12 protein-coding genes are annotated in these 15,996 nt (G+C 70.4%); 5 read left to right on the top strand and 7 right to left on the bottom strand.

Annotated features, from left to right (window positions below; translation table 11 throughout):
* Positions 1–114: 114 nt before the first annotated feature.
* Complete coding sequence (locus WME73_RS22630; RefSeq protein WP_437917016.1) at positions 115–1,125, bottom strand: hypothetical protein; 1,011 nt, start codon at positions 1,123–1,125, stop codon at positions 115–117.
* Positions 1,126–1,193: 68 nt separating this feature from the next.
* Positions 1,194–2,627, bottom strand: a complete 1,434-nt coding sequence (locus tag WME73_RS22625; RefSeq protein WP_437917015.1) for a protein kinase domain-containing protein — start codon at positions 2,625–2,627, stop codon at positions 1,194–1,196.
* Positions 2,628–3,012: 385 nt separating this feature from the next.
* Between WME73_RS22625 and WME73_RS22620 the strand changes: the two genes are divergently transcribed.
* Complete coding sequence (locus tag WME73_RS22620; protein ID WP_437873336.1) at positions 3,013–3,816, top strand: hypothetical protein; 804 nt, start codon at positions 3,013–3,015, stop codon at positions 3,814–3,816.
* 83 nt (positions 3,817–3,899) lie between these two features.
* Here the strand turns inward: WME73_RS22620 and WME73_RS22615 are convergent, their stop codons facing one another.
* A complete protein-coding gene (locus WME73_RS22615; protein WP_437917014.1) occupies positions 3,900–5,276 on the bottom strand; it encodes a glycosyl hydrolase family 18 protein in 1,377 nt (458 codons plus the stop codon).
* Positions 5,277–5,759: 483 nt separating this feature from the next.
* Positions 5,760–7,169 (bottom strand): sigma 54-interacting transcriptional regulator, encoded by a 1,410-nt coding sequence (locus tag WME73_RS22610; RefSeq protein ID WP_437917013.1) that lies wholly within the window; start codon positions 7,167–7,169, stop codon positions 5,760–5,762.
* A gap of 296 nt (positions 7,170–7,465) precedes the next feature.
* Between WME73_RS22610 and WME73_RS22605 the strand changes: the two genes are divergently transcribed.
* Positions 7,466–9,124, top strand: a complete 1,659-nt coding sequence (locus WME73_RS22605) for a cellulose binding domain-containing protein (RefSeq protein WP_437917012.1) — start codon at positions 7,466–7,468, stop codon at positions 9,122–9,124.
* Between the two features lie 297 nt (positions 9,125–9,421).
* Positions 9,422–10,432: a glycoside hydrolase family 11 protein gene (locus tag WME73_RS22600; protein ID WP_437917011.1), complete on the top strand. Its 1,011-nt coding sequence runs from the start codon at positions 9,422–9,424 to the stop codon at positions 10,430–10,432.
* An 87-nt stretch (positions 10,433–10,519) separates the two neighbouring features.
* Here the strand turns inward: WME73_RS22600 and WME73_RS22595 are convergent, their stop codons facing one another.
* Positions 10,520–11,320: a DeoR/GlpR family DNA-binding transcription regulator gene (locus WME73_RS22595; RefSeq protein ID WP_437747445.1), complete on the bottom strand. Its 801-nt coding sequence runs from the start codon at positions 11,318–11,320 to the stop codon at positions 10,520–10,522.
* Positions 11,321–11,510: 190 nt separating this feature from the next.
* Here WME73_RS22595 and WME73_RS22590 point away from each other — a divergent pair, with 190 nt between their 5' ends.
* Positions 11,511–12,728 (top strand): MFS transporter, encoded by a 1,218-nt coding sequence (locus tag WME73_RS22590; RefSeq protein WP_437917010.1) that lies wholly within the window; start codon positions 11,511–11,513, stop codon positions 12,726–12,728.
* Between the two features lie 66 nt (positions 12,729–12,794).
* Here WME73_RS22590 and WME73_RS22585 read toward each other — a convergent pair whose 3' ends face one another.
* The gene (locus tag WME73_RS22585; RefSeq protein ID WP_437917009.1) at positions 12,795–13,424 is read right to left on the bottom strand and encodes a class I SAM-dependent methyltransferase; all 630 of its coding nucleotides are present in this window, start codon (positions 13,422–13,424) and stop codon (positions 12,795–12,797) included.
* A gap of 133 nt (positions 13,425–13,557) precedes the next feature.
* On the opposite strand from WME73_RS22585, the gene WME73_RS22580 reads away from it, so the two are divergent.
* Positions 13,558–14,823: a sulfotransferase family protein gene (locus WME73_RS22580; protein ID WP_437917008.1), complete on the top strand. Its 1,266-nt coding sequence runs from the start codon at positions 13,558–13,560 to the stop codon at positions 14,821–14,823.
* A 30-nt stretch (positions 14,824–14,853) separates the two neighbouring features.
* Here WME73_RS22580 and WME73_RS22575 read toward each other — a convergent pair whose 3' ends face one another.
* Positions 14,854–15,687 (bottom strand): alpha/beta fold hydrolase, encoded by an 834-nt coding sequence (locus WME73_RS22575; protein WP_437917007.1) that lies wholly within the window; start codon positions 15,685–15,687, stop codon positions 14,854–14,856.
* Positions 15,688–15,996: the final 309 nt, after the last annotated feature.

The raw sequence follows: 15,996 nt of genomic DNA, 5'->3' as shown, positions 1-15,996 counted from the left end.
ACTTATGACAATCGCAAACGAGCCTTGTACACAGCTCCACGCAGCGATCACCTAGTATCCCGGGCGTGGCGTGCTGGGCGGCTCATGGGCTCGCGGCGGCGCGCGCGAGCCGCGTCACCAGCGGCTACGCACCACGACGCCGCCACCGGCCTGGCCCGCCGTCAGCTCCCAGCTCACCTCGGACGCCGCCTGGCGGCGCGGGGACGGCTCCAGCAGGAAGACCAGCGCCGACGCGCCGGCGAGCGCCACGCCGGCGCCGAAGCCGACCGTGCTCACCAGCCCAAGCTGCTTCGCGCGGTTGCCAGCGTCGAGCCCGTCGGGCTTGCATCGCGCCCGGTCGGGGCTCACGTCCCTGCAGTTCTCGGCCGCGACGCCGCTCGCGTCGAGCGCCATCCACCCGGTCACCGATCCGACGATCAGCCCGGCCACGCCGAGCCCGCCCGCCACATAGGTGACCACCCGCAGGCCGCTGGGCCCCCGATCCGGCGCCGGCGCCGGTGCTGGCGCCGGCGGTTCGGCGCGCGGCGGCTTGGCGCCCGCCGGGGGCTTCACCTCGAGCACGATCGCCCTCGACTCCGACCGGTCGATCGTGAATCGCGTCTCGGTCACGGCCCCTCCCGGCGCCTGCGTCGTCACGACGTGCTCTCCGGGATCGACGGGGAGCGCGACGCCGAGCGAGGGTTGCTCCAGCGCCATGCCGTCGCACTGCACGCGCGTCCCCGCCGGCGCGCCCGGCGGCAGCGACAGCGTGAGCTGCGGCACGAGCGGCGCGAGCGCGCTGCGCTGCCCGAGCGCGATCTTGTGTCGCACCGACTGCTTGACCCGCTCGGCCTCACTCATGCGCTCAACCATCGCGAGATAGTCGTTGTAGCGCGCGACCGCGGTCGCGATACGCCCCCATTTGGCCTCGCACTCGGCGAGCGTGAATAACCGCCCCGGGCGAGGATCGAGGCGCTGGCTTTCGGCGAGGGCAGGGCAGCCGGTCTCGTACCGGCCTGCCAGCATGTCGGCGAGCCCGCGGTCGAAGTGCGATTCCGCGACGGCGAGCGCCTGCGCGCTGGCCGGCGCCGCGACGGCGACGCCCAGCACGCCGAGGCAGGTGGACCGGAACCAGGAGAAGCGCATGCGTGAGCCGCCAAATACCATCGTTCCCGCTCGCTCCTGGCAAAGAAGTGTCCGCCCTGCCATCGTGCTCAGTCCGGCTTGTACAGCAACTCAGGGCTCGGCTCTGCGGCCGACGGGGCTGGCGCGAGCCTGCGCCGTGAGCCGAGCGCTGGCGGCGGCGACGCGCTCGCCGCCCCCGTCGCGGGGGCGAGCGCGCGGCTGCCCTTGCCCAGCGGCACGGAGGCCGCGGGAGCGGGCGTCGCGACGCCCGGCGCTGTGGCTGTCGCCGAGGCGTCGGGGAGAGGCGGCGTCGGATGGACTTCAGGGGGCGCGGAGGCGGGCGAGCGCGCGTCCCCCGCGGTCTGCGCGGGCTCCGCGGTCTGCGCGGGCTCCGCGCTCCCGCCGGCGGGGAGCGCGCCGCGGCTCAGTGAGGCGAAGGCGCCAACGCCGCCGCCGAGGAGGACGAGCACCGCGACGGTGATCGCGGCTCGGCTCCGTTGCTTCGTGGGGGGCAGCGCGGTCACCACGGCCGCGGTCGGGAGCTGGACATCGCTCTGCAGCGACAAGGAGCGGGAGCTCAGGGGTCCATGTCCACTCGGCGCCTCCGGGGGGAGCAGGCGCGACGATCGCACCGGCGCGGCGGGCAGGTCGAAGACCTCGGCGAGCGCCTCGACCGCGGCCGAAGCGGCGGCGAAGCGCGCCTCGGGGGCGCGGGCCGTCACCTTGGCGAACCAGGCGTCGAAGCCCGGAGGCAGCTTCACCCCCTCGGCGTCCGCGCGCGCGGACGCGGGCTCCTGCGGGCCGTTCACGGCGAGCGCCGCGAAAGCGAGCGCACTGTCGTACTTCCGCCTGTCGTTCAGCCAGTACGCCTTGCCGACGAGGAGCGTGTACGCGATCATGCCGAGGGCGAAGATGTCGGCAGCCCGCGAGACCGACTCGCCGCTGAATTGCTCGGGCGCCATGTAGAGCGGCGTGCCGAGGATCGCGGTCGCCGCCGAGTCCGTCGCCGTTTCGACGACGAGCTTGGCAATGCCGAAGTCGAGCACCTTGATCCGGGGCGCGCCGTCGTCGGTCTCGGCCAGGAAGAGGTTGGCGGGCTTGAGGTCGCGGTGGACGACCCCGGCGGCGTGTGTCTTGTCGAGGGCGATGGCGGTCTGGCGCAGGAAGGCGACGGCCTCTTCCGGCGGCAGGCGCCCGGCGTGGCGGAGGCGCTCGTCGAGCAGCGTGCCGCGGAGCAGCTCCATCACGAGGAACGGCTTGCCGGTCTCGGCGTCGATCCCGGCGTCGAACACCTCCACGATGTGGTCGCTCTCGATGCGCGCGGCGACCCGCGCCTCCAGCTTGAACCGGGCCTGGAAATCGGGGTTGCCGGCGAGGTGCGAGTGCATCACTTTGAGCGCCCGCCGGCGCTCCGTCTCGATGTGCAGAACCTCGTAGACCGCGCCCATCGCGCCGCTGGCGATTCCGCGCACCACGCGGTACCTGCCAGCAAACAGCATCCCGTCGTCCAGACTCAGCGACATGGGTTCCACCAGCAGGCGAACTTATACACCAGCGTACGCGACGCCTGCACTCAGGAACTGACGGATCGAAGCGCGATTTACAGTGTTCCAGTAAAGATCCAGAGCGGTTCCCACCCGCCCTGGTACGAGCGTCGCAGAGCGGCGGTCACCCGCACAGGAGACGGGTCCAGATCGGCGTTTTCGGCGCGCAAGCGCACTCCGGTGCGCTGAGCACCGAAAACGTCGAGATGGGCCCGTCTCCGAAGCGGGTGACCGCCGCTCTGGTCGCTCGCTGACTGATCGGTGACAGCCGTATGACTTGATGGGGGCATCATTCCGTTTCGGCGGCCAACCTGATATCCTCCGCGACCAAAACCTCTCGAAATTTCACATGAAAATGAAGACGATGCTGGCTTTCGTTCGGTGCGCCGGCGGATGTGCCATGGCGCTGCTCGGGCTCGGATGTGCGCAGCTCTTCGGCTTCGACAAGGTCTACGAGCCCGAGGACCAGATCTCCGGAGGCGGTGGCGCAGCGGGCTCAGCGGCCGAGAGCGGTGGCGGCGGTGCGGGGGATCCATGCGAGATCCTCGCGGTGCTGCCCGGGGAGACCCTCGCCCTGTCGATGATCGACGACATGGAAGACGGAGATACCCGGATCTCCGGAGGGAACGGGGCGAACCCTTGGGCAGGGTTTTGGTTCGAGGACAACGACGAATCACCGGAAGGGAGGCAGGAGCCTGCGAACCCCGCGGACCTCGTGAGCACCCTTGACCCTCCGCGCGGCGCCAGCATCAAGGCCGTGCACACGAGCGCCGATGACGGCTTCCTCCTCTGGGGAGCCGGCGTTGGCTTCCATCTGGACGACGAGGCCTACTACGACGCATCCGAGTACCGTGGCCTCACGTTCTGGGCCCGCGCCGAGGAGGGCTCCACCAGGAGAATGAAAGTGATGTTCATCGATCAGCAGACCTATCACCTGGGGGGCATCTGCAACGAAGCCGAGGGGGGATGCAACAATCACTTCCACAAGCCCGTCGTGCTGGAGAGCGACTGGAAGCACTTCAAGATTCCGGTGGAGTGCCTCAAGCAGGAGCCCTACGGTAACCAGCTGTTGGCGCCCGCCCTGGAGCGGCTCTGGGCCATCGAGTTCTTCTTCGACAAGGAGCAGGCGTTCGATATCTGGATCGACGACGTCGCCTTCTACCGATAGGCGCAGACCTCCTTCGAACAAGGGGAGCGCGCGCTGTCCGCGATCGGCGGGCGGAGTCGCCGCGCGCTCCGCCCGATCCCGCTTCAGTCCGTGACGAGAGGTCCCACGCCGTCGGCGAACTGCCACCCGAGGCTCTCGTCGATGTGGATCTGCCAGTCGAACACCCCGCGGAGCGTCGGGTGGTTGCTCTCGACTTGATTCCACGTGGGGATCGCCTCGTCGATCGACATGTAGTATTGCTGGTCCCAGATCCCGAACCCCACGGCGACGTGCGTCGGACCGAGCAGCGAGACCCACTCGTTCACGCTGTTCACGATGTACGACTGCTGGTCCAAGTCGCGGCCATCGTAGTACTGCGGGGCCGCGTAGTCCATGGCGCCGGCGTCCACCATCTCTTTGCAAAACGTCTTGTCGCGGTCGTTCCAGGGGGCCGGAGGCGCGGTGATGATGAAGCCGGGGAAGCGCTGCTTCAGCTCCTTGCTGATCCAGATCATCTCGGAGGTGTCGGGGGCCTGGTCGGCCTCGAAGGTGTTCCAGTCGATGCCGTCGAACCCACCCAGGCTGTCGTAGATCCCGACCACGCTCTCGACGAACGTCTGCGACTTCGCGCGCGTCGGGAAGCTCATGCCATTGTGGGCGCCGCCGACGGAGAGGATGATCTTGCGACCTTGGTTCGTCCGTGCGTACTGGATGTCGGCGTTCAGGTTCGTCGCCGCTCCCCTGCCATCACCCGGCGGCGTCCAGTAGACGGCGCCCGTCGTGCCGGGCGATCCTCCCACGGGCTGCGCGGCGAAGAGATAGATCACGTTGTAATTGCTGTTGATGTCCCGGATGCGGATGGGCGCTTCCGTCCAGTTGGGGTAATAGCCAGCGACGACCTTCGCGGGGAGCCCACCGCCCGCGCTGGGGCTGCCGCCCTCGCTGGGGTTGCCGCCCTCGCCGGGGTTGCCGCCCTCGCCGGTGCTGCCGCTGCAGCCGGAGTACGGCTCCCAGTAGTACGTGCTGACCGTCGGGATGTAGCCGGGATTGCCGTACTCGGCGATGTAGGCCGACCCCTGGTAATTCACGATGGCGCCCGCGTCATACCACTGATCCTCCTGCCATTGCGGATAGCCGCACGAGCCCTCGGTGGGCTCGGTGGGCTCGGTGGGCTCGGTGGGCTCGGTGCTGCCGCTGCAGTCGGAGTACGGCTCCCAGTAGTACGTGCTGACCGTCGGGATAAAGCCGGGATTGTCGTACTCGGCGATGTAGGCCGACCCCTGGTAATTCACGATGGCCCCCGCGTCATACCACTGACCCTCCTGCCACTCCGGAATGTCTGCGCACACGGAAGATCCGTTCTGAGCCGCGTCGATCTCGCCCTCCGGCGATACGGAAGCAAGGCATCCGAGCCCGCTCATGGTGATGGCGACGAGGAGAAGCGACAGCTCAGGAGCAATGGCAGTAAGATGAAGAGACATGGTAACCTTCCTTTGACTAGAGACGAACGATCGCCGACCGTTGCCTCGCCCGATGCAGCATTCGCCATGCTGCACTCCGGCGCCGCGGGGCCGTGACTCACCGCTGGGGCTCGACCGCGATCACCCTCCGTGGATGAGGCCCATCGTGGTTCCGAGCGAGGCCAGGTCGTCGTAGCTCGCTGCTGCAGGCCGGAAGAGCAAACGACGTACCAGTCGTGGCGATGGCCCCCACGATCGGCGCACGGAGCCGCGGCAGCCCATCCTGCGCTCTTCCTGGAGCGAACCCAGGGTCGACGCGCCGTGATCGTGTCCGGCGATCCGGGCGCGCGGGGGGTGATCGGAGCGATCGCGGCGCGATCGCCGGGATCGCATGCAAGGGAATTCTCGGATCGCCCCCGGCGATCCGGAGCTCTCGGGCCGCCCGGAGCTCACCCGCGACCTGCCGCGTGCCTGTCGCCAGCTGGACGCCGGCGCCGCAGGACGTCAGGTGGATCGCCGGGCGCGCAGGATCTGGAAGTACCGCCGCGCGATGCCCGACGCGGCCGCCGCGCTCCGGACATTGCCCCCGTGCTGGGCGAGGACGCGCTGCACGTAGCGCCGCTCGAAGTGCTCGACGATCCGCTCCCGCGCGCGCGGGAGGGGCAGGTTGAGCGCGAGGATCTCCTCGATGACGTCGCCGGACGTCCCGGGCTCTGTGCCTCCGCTCGCGCCTGCAGGTGTGGAGGCCGGGGCCGGCGCGCCCGGGGAGGCCAGTCCGGCCCGGGTGGTCTCGATCGGCGCGGCCTCTCCGAGCGCCACGCGCCGCGCCACGGCGTTGTAGAGCTCGCGCACGTTGCCCGGCCAGTCGTAGTCTTCCAGCCGCTCGCCGAACCCCTGTGGGAAGAGCGCGCCGCGGCCCGCGAGCTGCCGAAAGAAGTGGTGCGCGAGCACCGTGACGTCGCCCCGCCGCTTGCGCAGCGGCGGCAGCTCGATCCGGGCCACCGCGAGCCGGAAAAACAGATCGTCCCGGAACCGACCCGCCTGGATCTCACGCTCGAGATCGCGCCGCGTCGCCGCGAGCACCCGGATGTCCACGCGGATCCAGCGGTTCGAGCCGACGCGCTGCACCTCCGATCGCTGGATCGCGCGCAGCAGCTTGGCCTGCAGGCTGAGGTCGAGATCGCCGATCTCGTCGAGCAGCAGCGTGCCGCCGTGCGCCTCCTCGAAGACGCCGCGGCGTGCCTCGCTCGCGCCGGTGAAGGCGCCGCGCTCGTGCCCGAAGAGCGCCGACTCCACGAGCGTCGGCGGCACCGCGGTGCAGTCGAAGACCACGAACGGCCCGGCCGCCCGCGGCCCCTGCTCGTGGAGCGCCTCCGCGAGCACCTCCTTGCCGGTCCCCGTCTCGCCCTCGATGACGACGGGGACGCTCGAGGCCGCGAGGCGCTCGCACAGCGGATAGAGCCGCCGCATCTCCTCGCTGGCGCCGAGGAGTCCGCCGAACTGCACGGCGGGCGACAGCTCGGCCGCCTGCGTGACGCCGAGCGCCTCGACGCGGAGCACTGTCTCGCCGATCCGGACGAGCTCGCTGCCCTGGAGGTACGCGTCGCCGACGCGGATCCCCTGGACGAAGGTGCCGTTCGTCGATCCGAGGTCGGTGACGCGGAGCCGGGCGCCGGCGAGCTCGAAGGCGGCGTGGCGGCGCGAAACGAGCCGGTCCGTGAGGGGGATGTCGCAGGCGGGGCTCGTGCCGGCGAGCACGCGCGAGGGCAGCCCCGGCGCCACCGTGAACCGGCGGCCCTCGTCCGGGCCCGCCATGACGGAGAGGGCGAAGCTCTCGGCCGCGGCCGCAGCGGGGCGCACCGGCCCGGGCAGGAGTTCGGTGGAGGCGGCATCATCGTCGCTCAACGGAGGCATGCCTGCCATCTCAGCAGGCCTCCGCGCCGACGTCACGTGAGGCCGATCGCACCCAAAGGATCGCCGGGATCGCCCTCGTACGCACTCCCGGCAATGATCCGTTGAGCTTGTCGCTTCGAAGCCCAATTCGGCGCTGCTCAGCGCTGGCACGCGCCGTGCTCGAAGGCGGCTCGGCGATGTCGCGCGGTGTGGGCGTGAAAGGAGCACGATTGACAATCATGAACTCGAACTATCTACATGCTGTCGAGCGGGTGAGATGGACTGGCCGGCGCACACGTGTGACGCTCCTCGAAAGGATGGCCGAACTCCTGCGGGCTCGTGCCCTCCGCCTTGCGTGCTTGAGCATCTTCGTCGCGCTCTCGACTTGCGGTCACTCGATCGGTAGTTTCGCCGGGACGACCGACTTTACCGTCCAGTACTGCAACTATGACGCCGCCGCGCCGAACGACACCATCGTCGAGGCCGGGATAAAAATTCGCAACAACACCGCTGCCCCGATACCGCTGAGCAGCATCGTCATACGCTACTGGTTCACGAAGAACGGCGCGACGACGGTGGCCCCGGCGTGCTGGTGGTGGAGCTCGGGCTGCAGCCGAATCACGCTGACAACCGGGACAGTGTCCTCTACGGGCGCCGATCGTTACGTGCAGATCGGCTTCACCAGCGCCGCCGGGAGCTTGGCTGCGGGGGCGACGACCCAGCCGATCGACCTCGGGATCGAGTTCAATACGAACGTCGTCGAGACCGACGATTACTCGTATGGAAACCAGACAACCTTCTCCGACTCCAGCCGTATCACCGTGCACGACGCCGGCTCCGCGCCCACGGGCGGCCTGCGCAGCGGTACGCCGCCGAGCGGCAGTGTGTCGCCGCCTCCGGCGCCGATCTCCCTGACGGCTACGGCGTCGAGCGCAAGCGCGATCTCCCTGAGCTGGGCGGCGAGCAGCGGTGCGACAAGCTATGATGTCTACCGATCGACAACGTCGGGTTTCACGCCTGGCACGGGAAGCCACATCGCCAGCGGCGTGACCTCTACCAGCTATGACAGCACCGGCCTGGCTGCGTCGACCACCTACTATTACAAAGTCACGGCCCTGAATGCGGGCGGCGCGTCTGCCGCCTCCAATCAGGCGAGCGCGACGACCCGGGCCGGCAGCGCGGTCACGGCCGAGTTCTTCGACGATTTCAGCTACAACGGGACCAGCGACGCCAACTTCACGAGCTGGTGGTCGCTGCGGAGCTGGTCGGGGGCGCCCGGGGTGAGCGGCGCGGCGTGGCTGGAGTCCAACGTTTCGCTGGTCGCTGACCCGCAGAGCTCCACGAACAAGCTGATGCGTCTCGAGGCGAGCACGAGCGGCACCGGGGCGACCACCTCGCAGGCCGAGGTGATCACCAATGCCCAGAAGTTCCGCTTCGGCACCTACGCTGCCAGGGTCAAGTTCAACGACACCCCGCTGTCCGGCACGCGTTTTTACGCCGACAAGCCCGTCGAGACCTTCTTCACCTTGACCGAATGGGCCGTCGGCGACCCGGACTACTCGGAGCAGGATTTCGAGTACATGCCCAACGGCGGTTGGGGCCAGGGCAACACGAGCACGATGTGGCTGACTTCGTGGGAGACGTCGGACGTGAACGTCTCGAGCTTGGTCTCCGCGAACTTCAACGGATTTCACACGCTCGTTCTCCACGTTACCAGCACGTCCATCAGCTATTACATCGATGGGGTGCATCGCGCGACGCACGGTTCCATGTACGTTCCAGAGGTGGATCAATTCATCTTCTTCAACCTCTGGTACGATGAGCTCGATGCCGCGAAGGGCAGCTCGCGGACATACCACGAGGATGTCGACTGGGTCTACTTCGCCGAGGACGCGATCCTGTCGTCCACCGAGGTCGACGCGAAGGTAGCTAACTTCCGCTCTTCGTCGATTTTCCGTCGAGACACGGTGCCTTAGACCGGAGATCACGTTCTTCGGATACAGGCCCACCTCGGCGTTTTCGGTGCTCGGCGTACAGGAGTCTCAGGACCCTGGTTGTCTCACGTGGATGGCCGAACGGGTTCTGCGGATCGCGGGAGGGCCTGTCGAGCCGGCGCTCGTCACCGCGCCGGTGAGCCTGTCGAGCAGCCCATGGAACGGGATGTTTGCGCGGGTCTGGAAACTTCTGCCCGATGCGGCGAGCCGACGACGAGCTCTCCTTCCGGCGGTTCGCCTCCCTTGATCCCCGTGTGCAACCCCTGGCATGCTCCAACCATGAAGGTTCTCGCTCCGTCCCGTTGGTCGTTGGGTACCCTGGCCGCTTGCCTCGCTGCCGCGGCTTTCACGGGCTGTTCCGGCTCCGGGGAAGGGAAGGACGACGGCGGGAGCGGCGGATCGATCGCGGGGTCCACCGGCGCGAGCGGAGGCGGTGGTCAACCGGGCGCCGGGGGCGCGGGCGCTACCTCCGGAGGCGTCACGGGGAGCGGCGGCGCGAGCAGCAGCAGCAGCGGGCTCCCTGGTGCGGGCGGAGCGACGGGTGGAGGTGGCTCCCCCGGCGACGGCGGCGGGTCCACCGGCGAAGGCGGGTCCACGGGCAGCGGCGCGAACACCTGCCCGCCGGCGACACCCCTGACCGGAGGCAAGGAGTATTGCTCGAACAGCAAAGGCAATGCGGGCAATGGGTACGGTTATGAGCTCTGGGCGGAGGGAAGCGGGACGGGCTGCATGACCGTGCACGGCGTCGACGCCGCGTTCAGCGCGGAATGGAACAACGTCGAGGATTTCCTTGCGCGCGTCGGCCTCGACTTCAACCAGACCCGGAAGCATGCCCAGATCGGCACCTTCTCGGCGGAGTTCGCGCATACCAAGACGGAGGAGGACGGTGGCTTGACGTACATCGGTATCTACGGCTGGACCGTCAACCCGCTGCGCGAGTTCTACATCCTCGACGACTGGGGGAGCGTAAAGCCGGCAGGGTTTTCTTCCGACGGGACGCCGCGGGACGAGGTCGGCACGCTCACCGCCGACGGCGAGACCTACGACGTGTGGAAGAAGACCCGCGTGAACAAGCCGGCCATCACGGGTTCAAGCGAGACGTTCGATCAGTATTTCAGCATCCGGCGGACAGCTCGCACGTGCGGCACCATCTCCGTTTCCGAACACTTCACCAAGTGGGAAGCGCTCGGCCTTCCCCTGGGGAACCTGCACGAGGTCAAGCTGCTGGTCGAGTCCCAGAACAACAGCGGGACGGTCAAGTTCACGACGGCGAAGGTCGTCGTGAAGTGAGCGGAGGCGTCCAGGCACATCGAGCTCGGCATGGCCAGCGCGAGCCTGCGCCTCCTGGAGTCGTGGCAGGCTCTCTGACCCGCTGGTTCAGGCCGGCTCCGCCTCGAGGTCCTGCGTGACGGTGACGCCCGCGGCCCGGTAGGGCGCGAGCGCCTCCTTCGACACGCCGCGCTCGGTGAAGAGCCACGTGAGCTCGCTCAGCGGCGCGACCACGTACGGCGACACGGTGCCCAGCTTGTCCGCGGTCACCAGCGCGACGACCTCGGCCGAGGCCTCCACCATCGCCCGCTTCACGTACGACTCGTCCAGATCCAGCGTGGTGACGCCGAACGTTGGATCGAGCGTGCACACCCCCAGGTAGCAGAGGTCCGCCCGGATCTGGCGCACCCCCGCGATGGTCACCCCGTCGGCGGCGGCCAGCGGATCCTTGCGCATGCGCCCGCCCAGCAGGACCACCTCCACCCGCGGGTGCTCCGAGAGCGCGATGGCGACAGGAGGGCTGTTGGTCACGACCGTCGCCTCGAGATCGCGCGGGAGGTGGCGCGCCACAGCCACGTTGGTCGTCCCGCTGTCGATGAACACGACCTGACCCCGCTTGATCAAGGTCGCCGCGGCCCGCGCGAGCTCTTCCTTGGCCTTCGGCCGCTGCCGCTCGCGCGCAGGGAAGCTCGGGTTCACCCGCGAGACGGGCAGGCCGCCGCCGTGAACCCGCTGCAAGAGCCCCTCGTTCGCCATCTCGCGCAGATCGCGCCGGATCGTGTCCTCCGAGACGCCGAAGGCACGGCTCAGCTCTGCCGCCACCACCTTCCCATCACGTTCCAGTACCGCGAGAATATGCTGGCGCCGCTCGGCCACCATCAGGCCGGAGGTGTCTGCGTTGTTTTGCACGGTTGTTCCTGTTTGTGCACGAAGTTGCTTGCTCCGGTCCCTTCCGGCCCCATGATCTTTCCCTGATGTTCACGAAAATGCACGAACCTTCCGGGGAGCCTCCAACTCTCACCGCCGTCCTCCGGACGGCCTTCCCCTGGCCGCGGCTGTGCGCCAGCGGCTCGCCTTGTCCTGCGCGGGGGGTGCCGTGATGGGCGTCCCGCTCTCGCTCGTCGATGACGTCGCGCGCGCTCGGCGCGCCGTCTCGGTCATGTTCGTGGCGAACGGCATCGCCTTCGCGTCCTGGGCCGCGCGGGTCCCTGCGGTCCGCGAGCGGCTCGGGCTGCGCGACGGCCTGCTCGGCCTCGCCCTCCTCGGCCTCGCCTGCGGGGCGATGCTCGCCTTCCGCGCCGCCGGGCCGCTCGTCGCCCGCTTCGGGAGCCGGCGCGTCACCCGGGTCTCGGCCTTGCTCCTGTGCGCGGCGCTGCCCCTGCCCGCGCTCGCCCCTTCCTTCGCCGCGCTCGTCGCGGCCCTCCTGCTGCTCGGCGTGTGCAACGGCCTCATGGACGTCGCGATGAACGCGCAGGCGGTCGAGGTCGAGCGGCGCTCCGGTCGGCCCATCCTCGCCTCGGTCCACGGCATGTTCAGCCTCGGCGGGCTGATCGGGGCGGCCCTTGGCGCGCTCGCGGCCGACCGGGCGCTGTCGCCCGCGGCGCACCTCGTCGCCGTCGCCGCCGTCCTCGCCGCGGCCGTCGCGCGCGAGGGCAGGGCGCTCTCGGCCGACGCGCGCCCCGAGCCCGCGACCGCGGCCGGCCCCGGGACCGCCCGCTCGACAGCGCTCCTCCTGCTCGGCCTCGTCGCGTTCTGCTCGTCCGTGGGTGAGGGCGCGATGGCCAACTGGTCGGCCGTCTACCTCCGCGACGAGCTCCACACCACCGCGGCCTTCGCGGCGACCGGCTACGCCGCGTTCTCGCTGGCGATGCTCCTCGGGCGGTTCTCCGGGGACGGGCTGACGCAGCGCTTCGGCGCCGATCGGGTCGTGCGCGCGGCCGGGGTCGTGGTCGCAGGCGGGCTCGGCGCGGCGCTGCTCGCCAACGCTCCCGTCGCCATGCTGCTGGGGTTCGGGTGTGTGGGCGCCGGCCTGTCCGTCGTGGTGCCGCTGGTCTTCCGCGCCGGGGCGAGCGCCCCCGGCGTCGCGCCCGGCAAGGCGCTGGCGACGCTCGCCACCCTGTCGTACGGCGGCTTTCTCGTCGGCCCTCCGGCCATCGGCCTGGTCTCCGACCACCTCACCTTGCGCGGCGGCCTCGCCCTCGTCGTGGCGCTGGCCCTCGTGATCGTCGCGCTGGGCCCGGCGGTCATCCGCGGGCCCGCGTCCCGCGCCCCCGCCGCCCGCACGCCCGCGCGCCCGCAGGTGATCAGGGCGCACTGACCGCGGGTACCCGCGCGTCTCCGCCTGCTTCGGGGCGACGGATTGCAGGCTGCTCGCGCCGAGGGCTCAGCGCTTGCGCCACACCGTCGCCAGCCACGGCTGCTGCTCGCGCGGCCGGCCTGCCGGTCGATAGTAGTGCTCGATCTCCTCGAACCCGGCGGCGGTCACGAGCTCCCGCCACCGCTCGAGCGACCAGGTACAACCGTACCGGTCGCCCGACCACCCCTCCCGATCGTCGCCGCGCGGGTTCGAGCTGAAGAGGACGCCGCGCGGGCGGAGCGCGGCGTGGAGCTCGCGGAGCACGCGCGGCAGCTCCTTGCTCGGCACGTGGAACAGCGAGGCGTTGGCGAATATCCCGTCGAAGCGCCCGGCCTCGAGGTCGAGGCGCAGGAAGTCCTGGTGGAGCACCTCGCAGCCCGCGTGCCGCCGCGCCATGTCGACGAACCGCGCGGATCCGTCGAGGCCGACCGGGTTGTGCCCCGCGGCCCGGAACGCCGCGAGATCGCGCCCGGGGCCACAGCCGAGATCGAGGATCGTGAACGGGCCTGCCCCCTCCAGGGCCGCGAGCAGCGCGGCGCGGTTCTGCGAGACGTCGTGATCGCGCGTGCCCTCCCAGAACGACAGGGCGTGATCGTCGTAGTGAGCCAGGGTCCTCTCGGTGAGCGCGGAGTGCCGGGGGGCGCTGTCGTCGTGCATGGCGGCAGTGTGGGCCGGGAGCGCCCCGCCGAAAAGGACGGCGAGGCGCTCGTGGCGCGGCCGCCGCCCGGCCCGCGTGCGCCCGTTCGGCGCTACCCCTCCGTGCGGCGCGCGCCTACCCTGAGGCCGGCGCATGCACGGACCCACGAGATCGACCTCCCATCCGTACCGCGTGTCGATGCCGTTCCGCGCGCTCAACGCGGTCGGGGCGCGGATGGGGCGCTCGGCCCTGCGTGCGCTCGCCCCCCTGGACGTCGACGTCCTGTCCGAGCGCGCCCGGCGGCGCACGGGGCTGACCGATCCCGGCGAGGGCTGGTTCTGGGAGGGGCTGCGGGTCCTCTCCGCCTCGCTCGAGGACGAGGCCGATCTGGCCCTGCTCGGGAGGCTCGGCTTCGGCGACGAGATCGAGCGGCAGATCGCGAATCGCCTGCTGCTGCGCGAGGACGTGCGGCGCGAGCCACGGATCGTCGAGCAGCGCACGCCGCGCCCGGTCTTCATCGTCGGCTATCCGCGGACCGGCACGACGCTGCTGCACAACCTGATGATCCTGCACCCGGACGCGCACGCGCCGCGCCTCTGGCGGCTCCAGGCGCCGTCGCCGCCGGTCCGTCCCGAGGACGAGGCCCGCGACCCCCGGCGCGCGGCGGCGAGGCGCCGCGTCCGCCTCGCGCACACCGTCTGTCCGATCTTTGCCACCATCCACGAGCTTTCCGCGGACGGCCCGGAAGAGTGCGTGTTCCTGCTGCAGAACACCCTTCTCCCCTGTGTCCGCGCCGAGACGCCGTCGTACGGGAGGTGGGCGCTCGCGCAGGACCTCGTCCCGGACTACCAGCATCACCGCCGCCAGCTGCAGGTCTTGCAATGGGGGCGCCCCGAGGGGCGCTGGGTGCTCAAGTCTCCCTTCCACCTGCCGGCGATCGCCGCGCTCCTGCAGGTGTATCCGGACGCGTGCATCGTGATGACGCACCGCGATCCGCTCCGGGTCGTCCCGTCGTTCTGCAGCCTCGTCGCGGCCGCGCGCGCGATACACCAGCGGCGGGTCGAGCCGCGCGCGGTCGGCCCGGGGGCCCTCGAGCTGCTCGGCGCCATGATGGACCGCTTCCTCGAGGCCCGCGCGCGGCTCGACCCGGCGCGGTTCCTCGACGCGAGCTACGAGGAGCTGACCGCGGATCCCGCCGGGCTGGTGCGGCGCATCCACGAGCGCTTCGGGCTCGGGTTCGACGGCGCTGTCGCCGCGCGGATCGAGGGGTGGATGCGCGAGCACCCGCAGCACCGGTGCGGGGTCCATCGCTATGCCCTCGACGAGTTCGGGCTCACCGAGCGGGAGGTGCTGGACCGGTTCGGGGGCTACCTGGAGCGGTTCGGCGAGCTCGCCGCGGGGAAGCGAGGGCGGAGCTGAGCCGGAGAGCGGGAGTGCCGTATTCCGGGCTCAGGCCGCGTCGAGCCAGGCCTCGAGCTCGGCGGCGAACGCCGCCGGCGCGTCGAGCATCAGCCAGTGGCTGGTCTCCGGCAGCACCACCGCCGTGAGCGCGGGCCTCAGCATGTGCAGGCTTTGCGGCCATGCGTTCGAGGGGGCGACGATGGCGTGGGCGCGGGCGCCCGGGGCGGCGAGGTAGCGGTCCAGCGCGTTCACCGCCTCGAACTCCAGCAAATGCCGGGACATGCCGAGCATCCGGTCGTGCGGCGTGGCGGCGACGCGCGCCAGCACCGTCTCCCGGGTGGCGGGCGTGCTGCCCGCGAGCGCCTCGTTGAAGGTGGCCAAGGCGGTGTCACGCCAGCCGTCCGCCGCGAGGGCGGCGAGGTAGGGCGGGAAGTGCTGCGCCTGGACCTCCGCCGGGATCTGCGTGAAATCCCGGGGCGGGTCTGCGAGCAGGAGGCGCGCGATCCGCTCCGGATGGTCGGCCGCGGCGGCGAGCGCCACGAGCGCGCCGTAGCTGTGGCCGACGAGCGCCACGCGGGGGAGCGCCAGGGCGTCGAGGACCGCGAGCACGTCGGCCGCGCACGCGGACGGAGCGTAGTCCGCGTCGGGCGGGGGCTCCGACGCGCCGTGCCCCCGGAGGTCGATGGCGACCGCGCGCCGCCGGCCGGAGGCGTGCGCGAGCGGCGCCTCCCAGAAGCCGGCGTGGCCGACCATGCCGTGCACGAGCACGACCGGCAGCGCCTCGCTCGAGGGACCCGCGCCCGCGGCGGTAGGAGCGCCTGTGGCCGGATGATCGACGACGTGGAGCGCGCCCGCAGGGCCCGCGACGGTCAGGGAACGCATGTGCGTCTGCTACCTCGGTGTGTGTGGCCGCGTGAAGGGGCCGTGTTGCGCTGCGAGCGCGGAGCGTAGGCGAGGCGCCTGTTCGAAGCAAAGGTGCTCTCCCAGGAGCGCGTCGCCGTGGGTTACACGCAGGTCGATGTCCTCGGAGCCGAGGAGAACCGGTCGCTGAGCCGATACGGCTCCTTCAGGAGCACGGGTTCGCGGTGAACATGCCTGTTGACGACCAGGCTCCCGCAGAGCGCCCCGGAGAGCGTCGTCTCGCTCTTTTCCACGAGACCCTGAGTTGGCCCGTCGTCCGCTCCCCGGCAC

Source organism: Sorangium sp. So ce302 (assembly GCF_051530145.1).
Classification (GTDB): domain Bacteria; phylum Myxococcota_A; class Polyangia; order Polyangiales; family Polyangiaceae; genus Sorangium; species Sorangium cellulosum_B.
The sequence above is the reverse complement of the archived record's forward strand: the minus strand, read 5'-3'. Positions and strand labels throughout refer to the sequence as shown.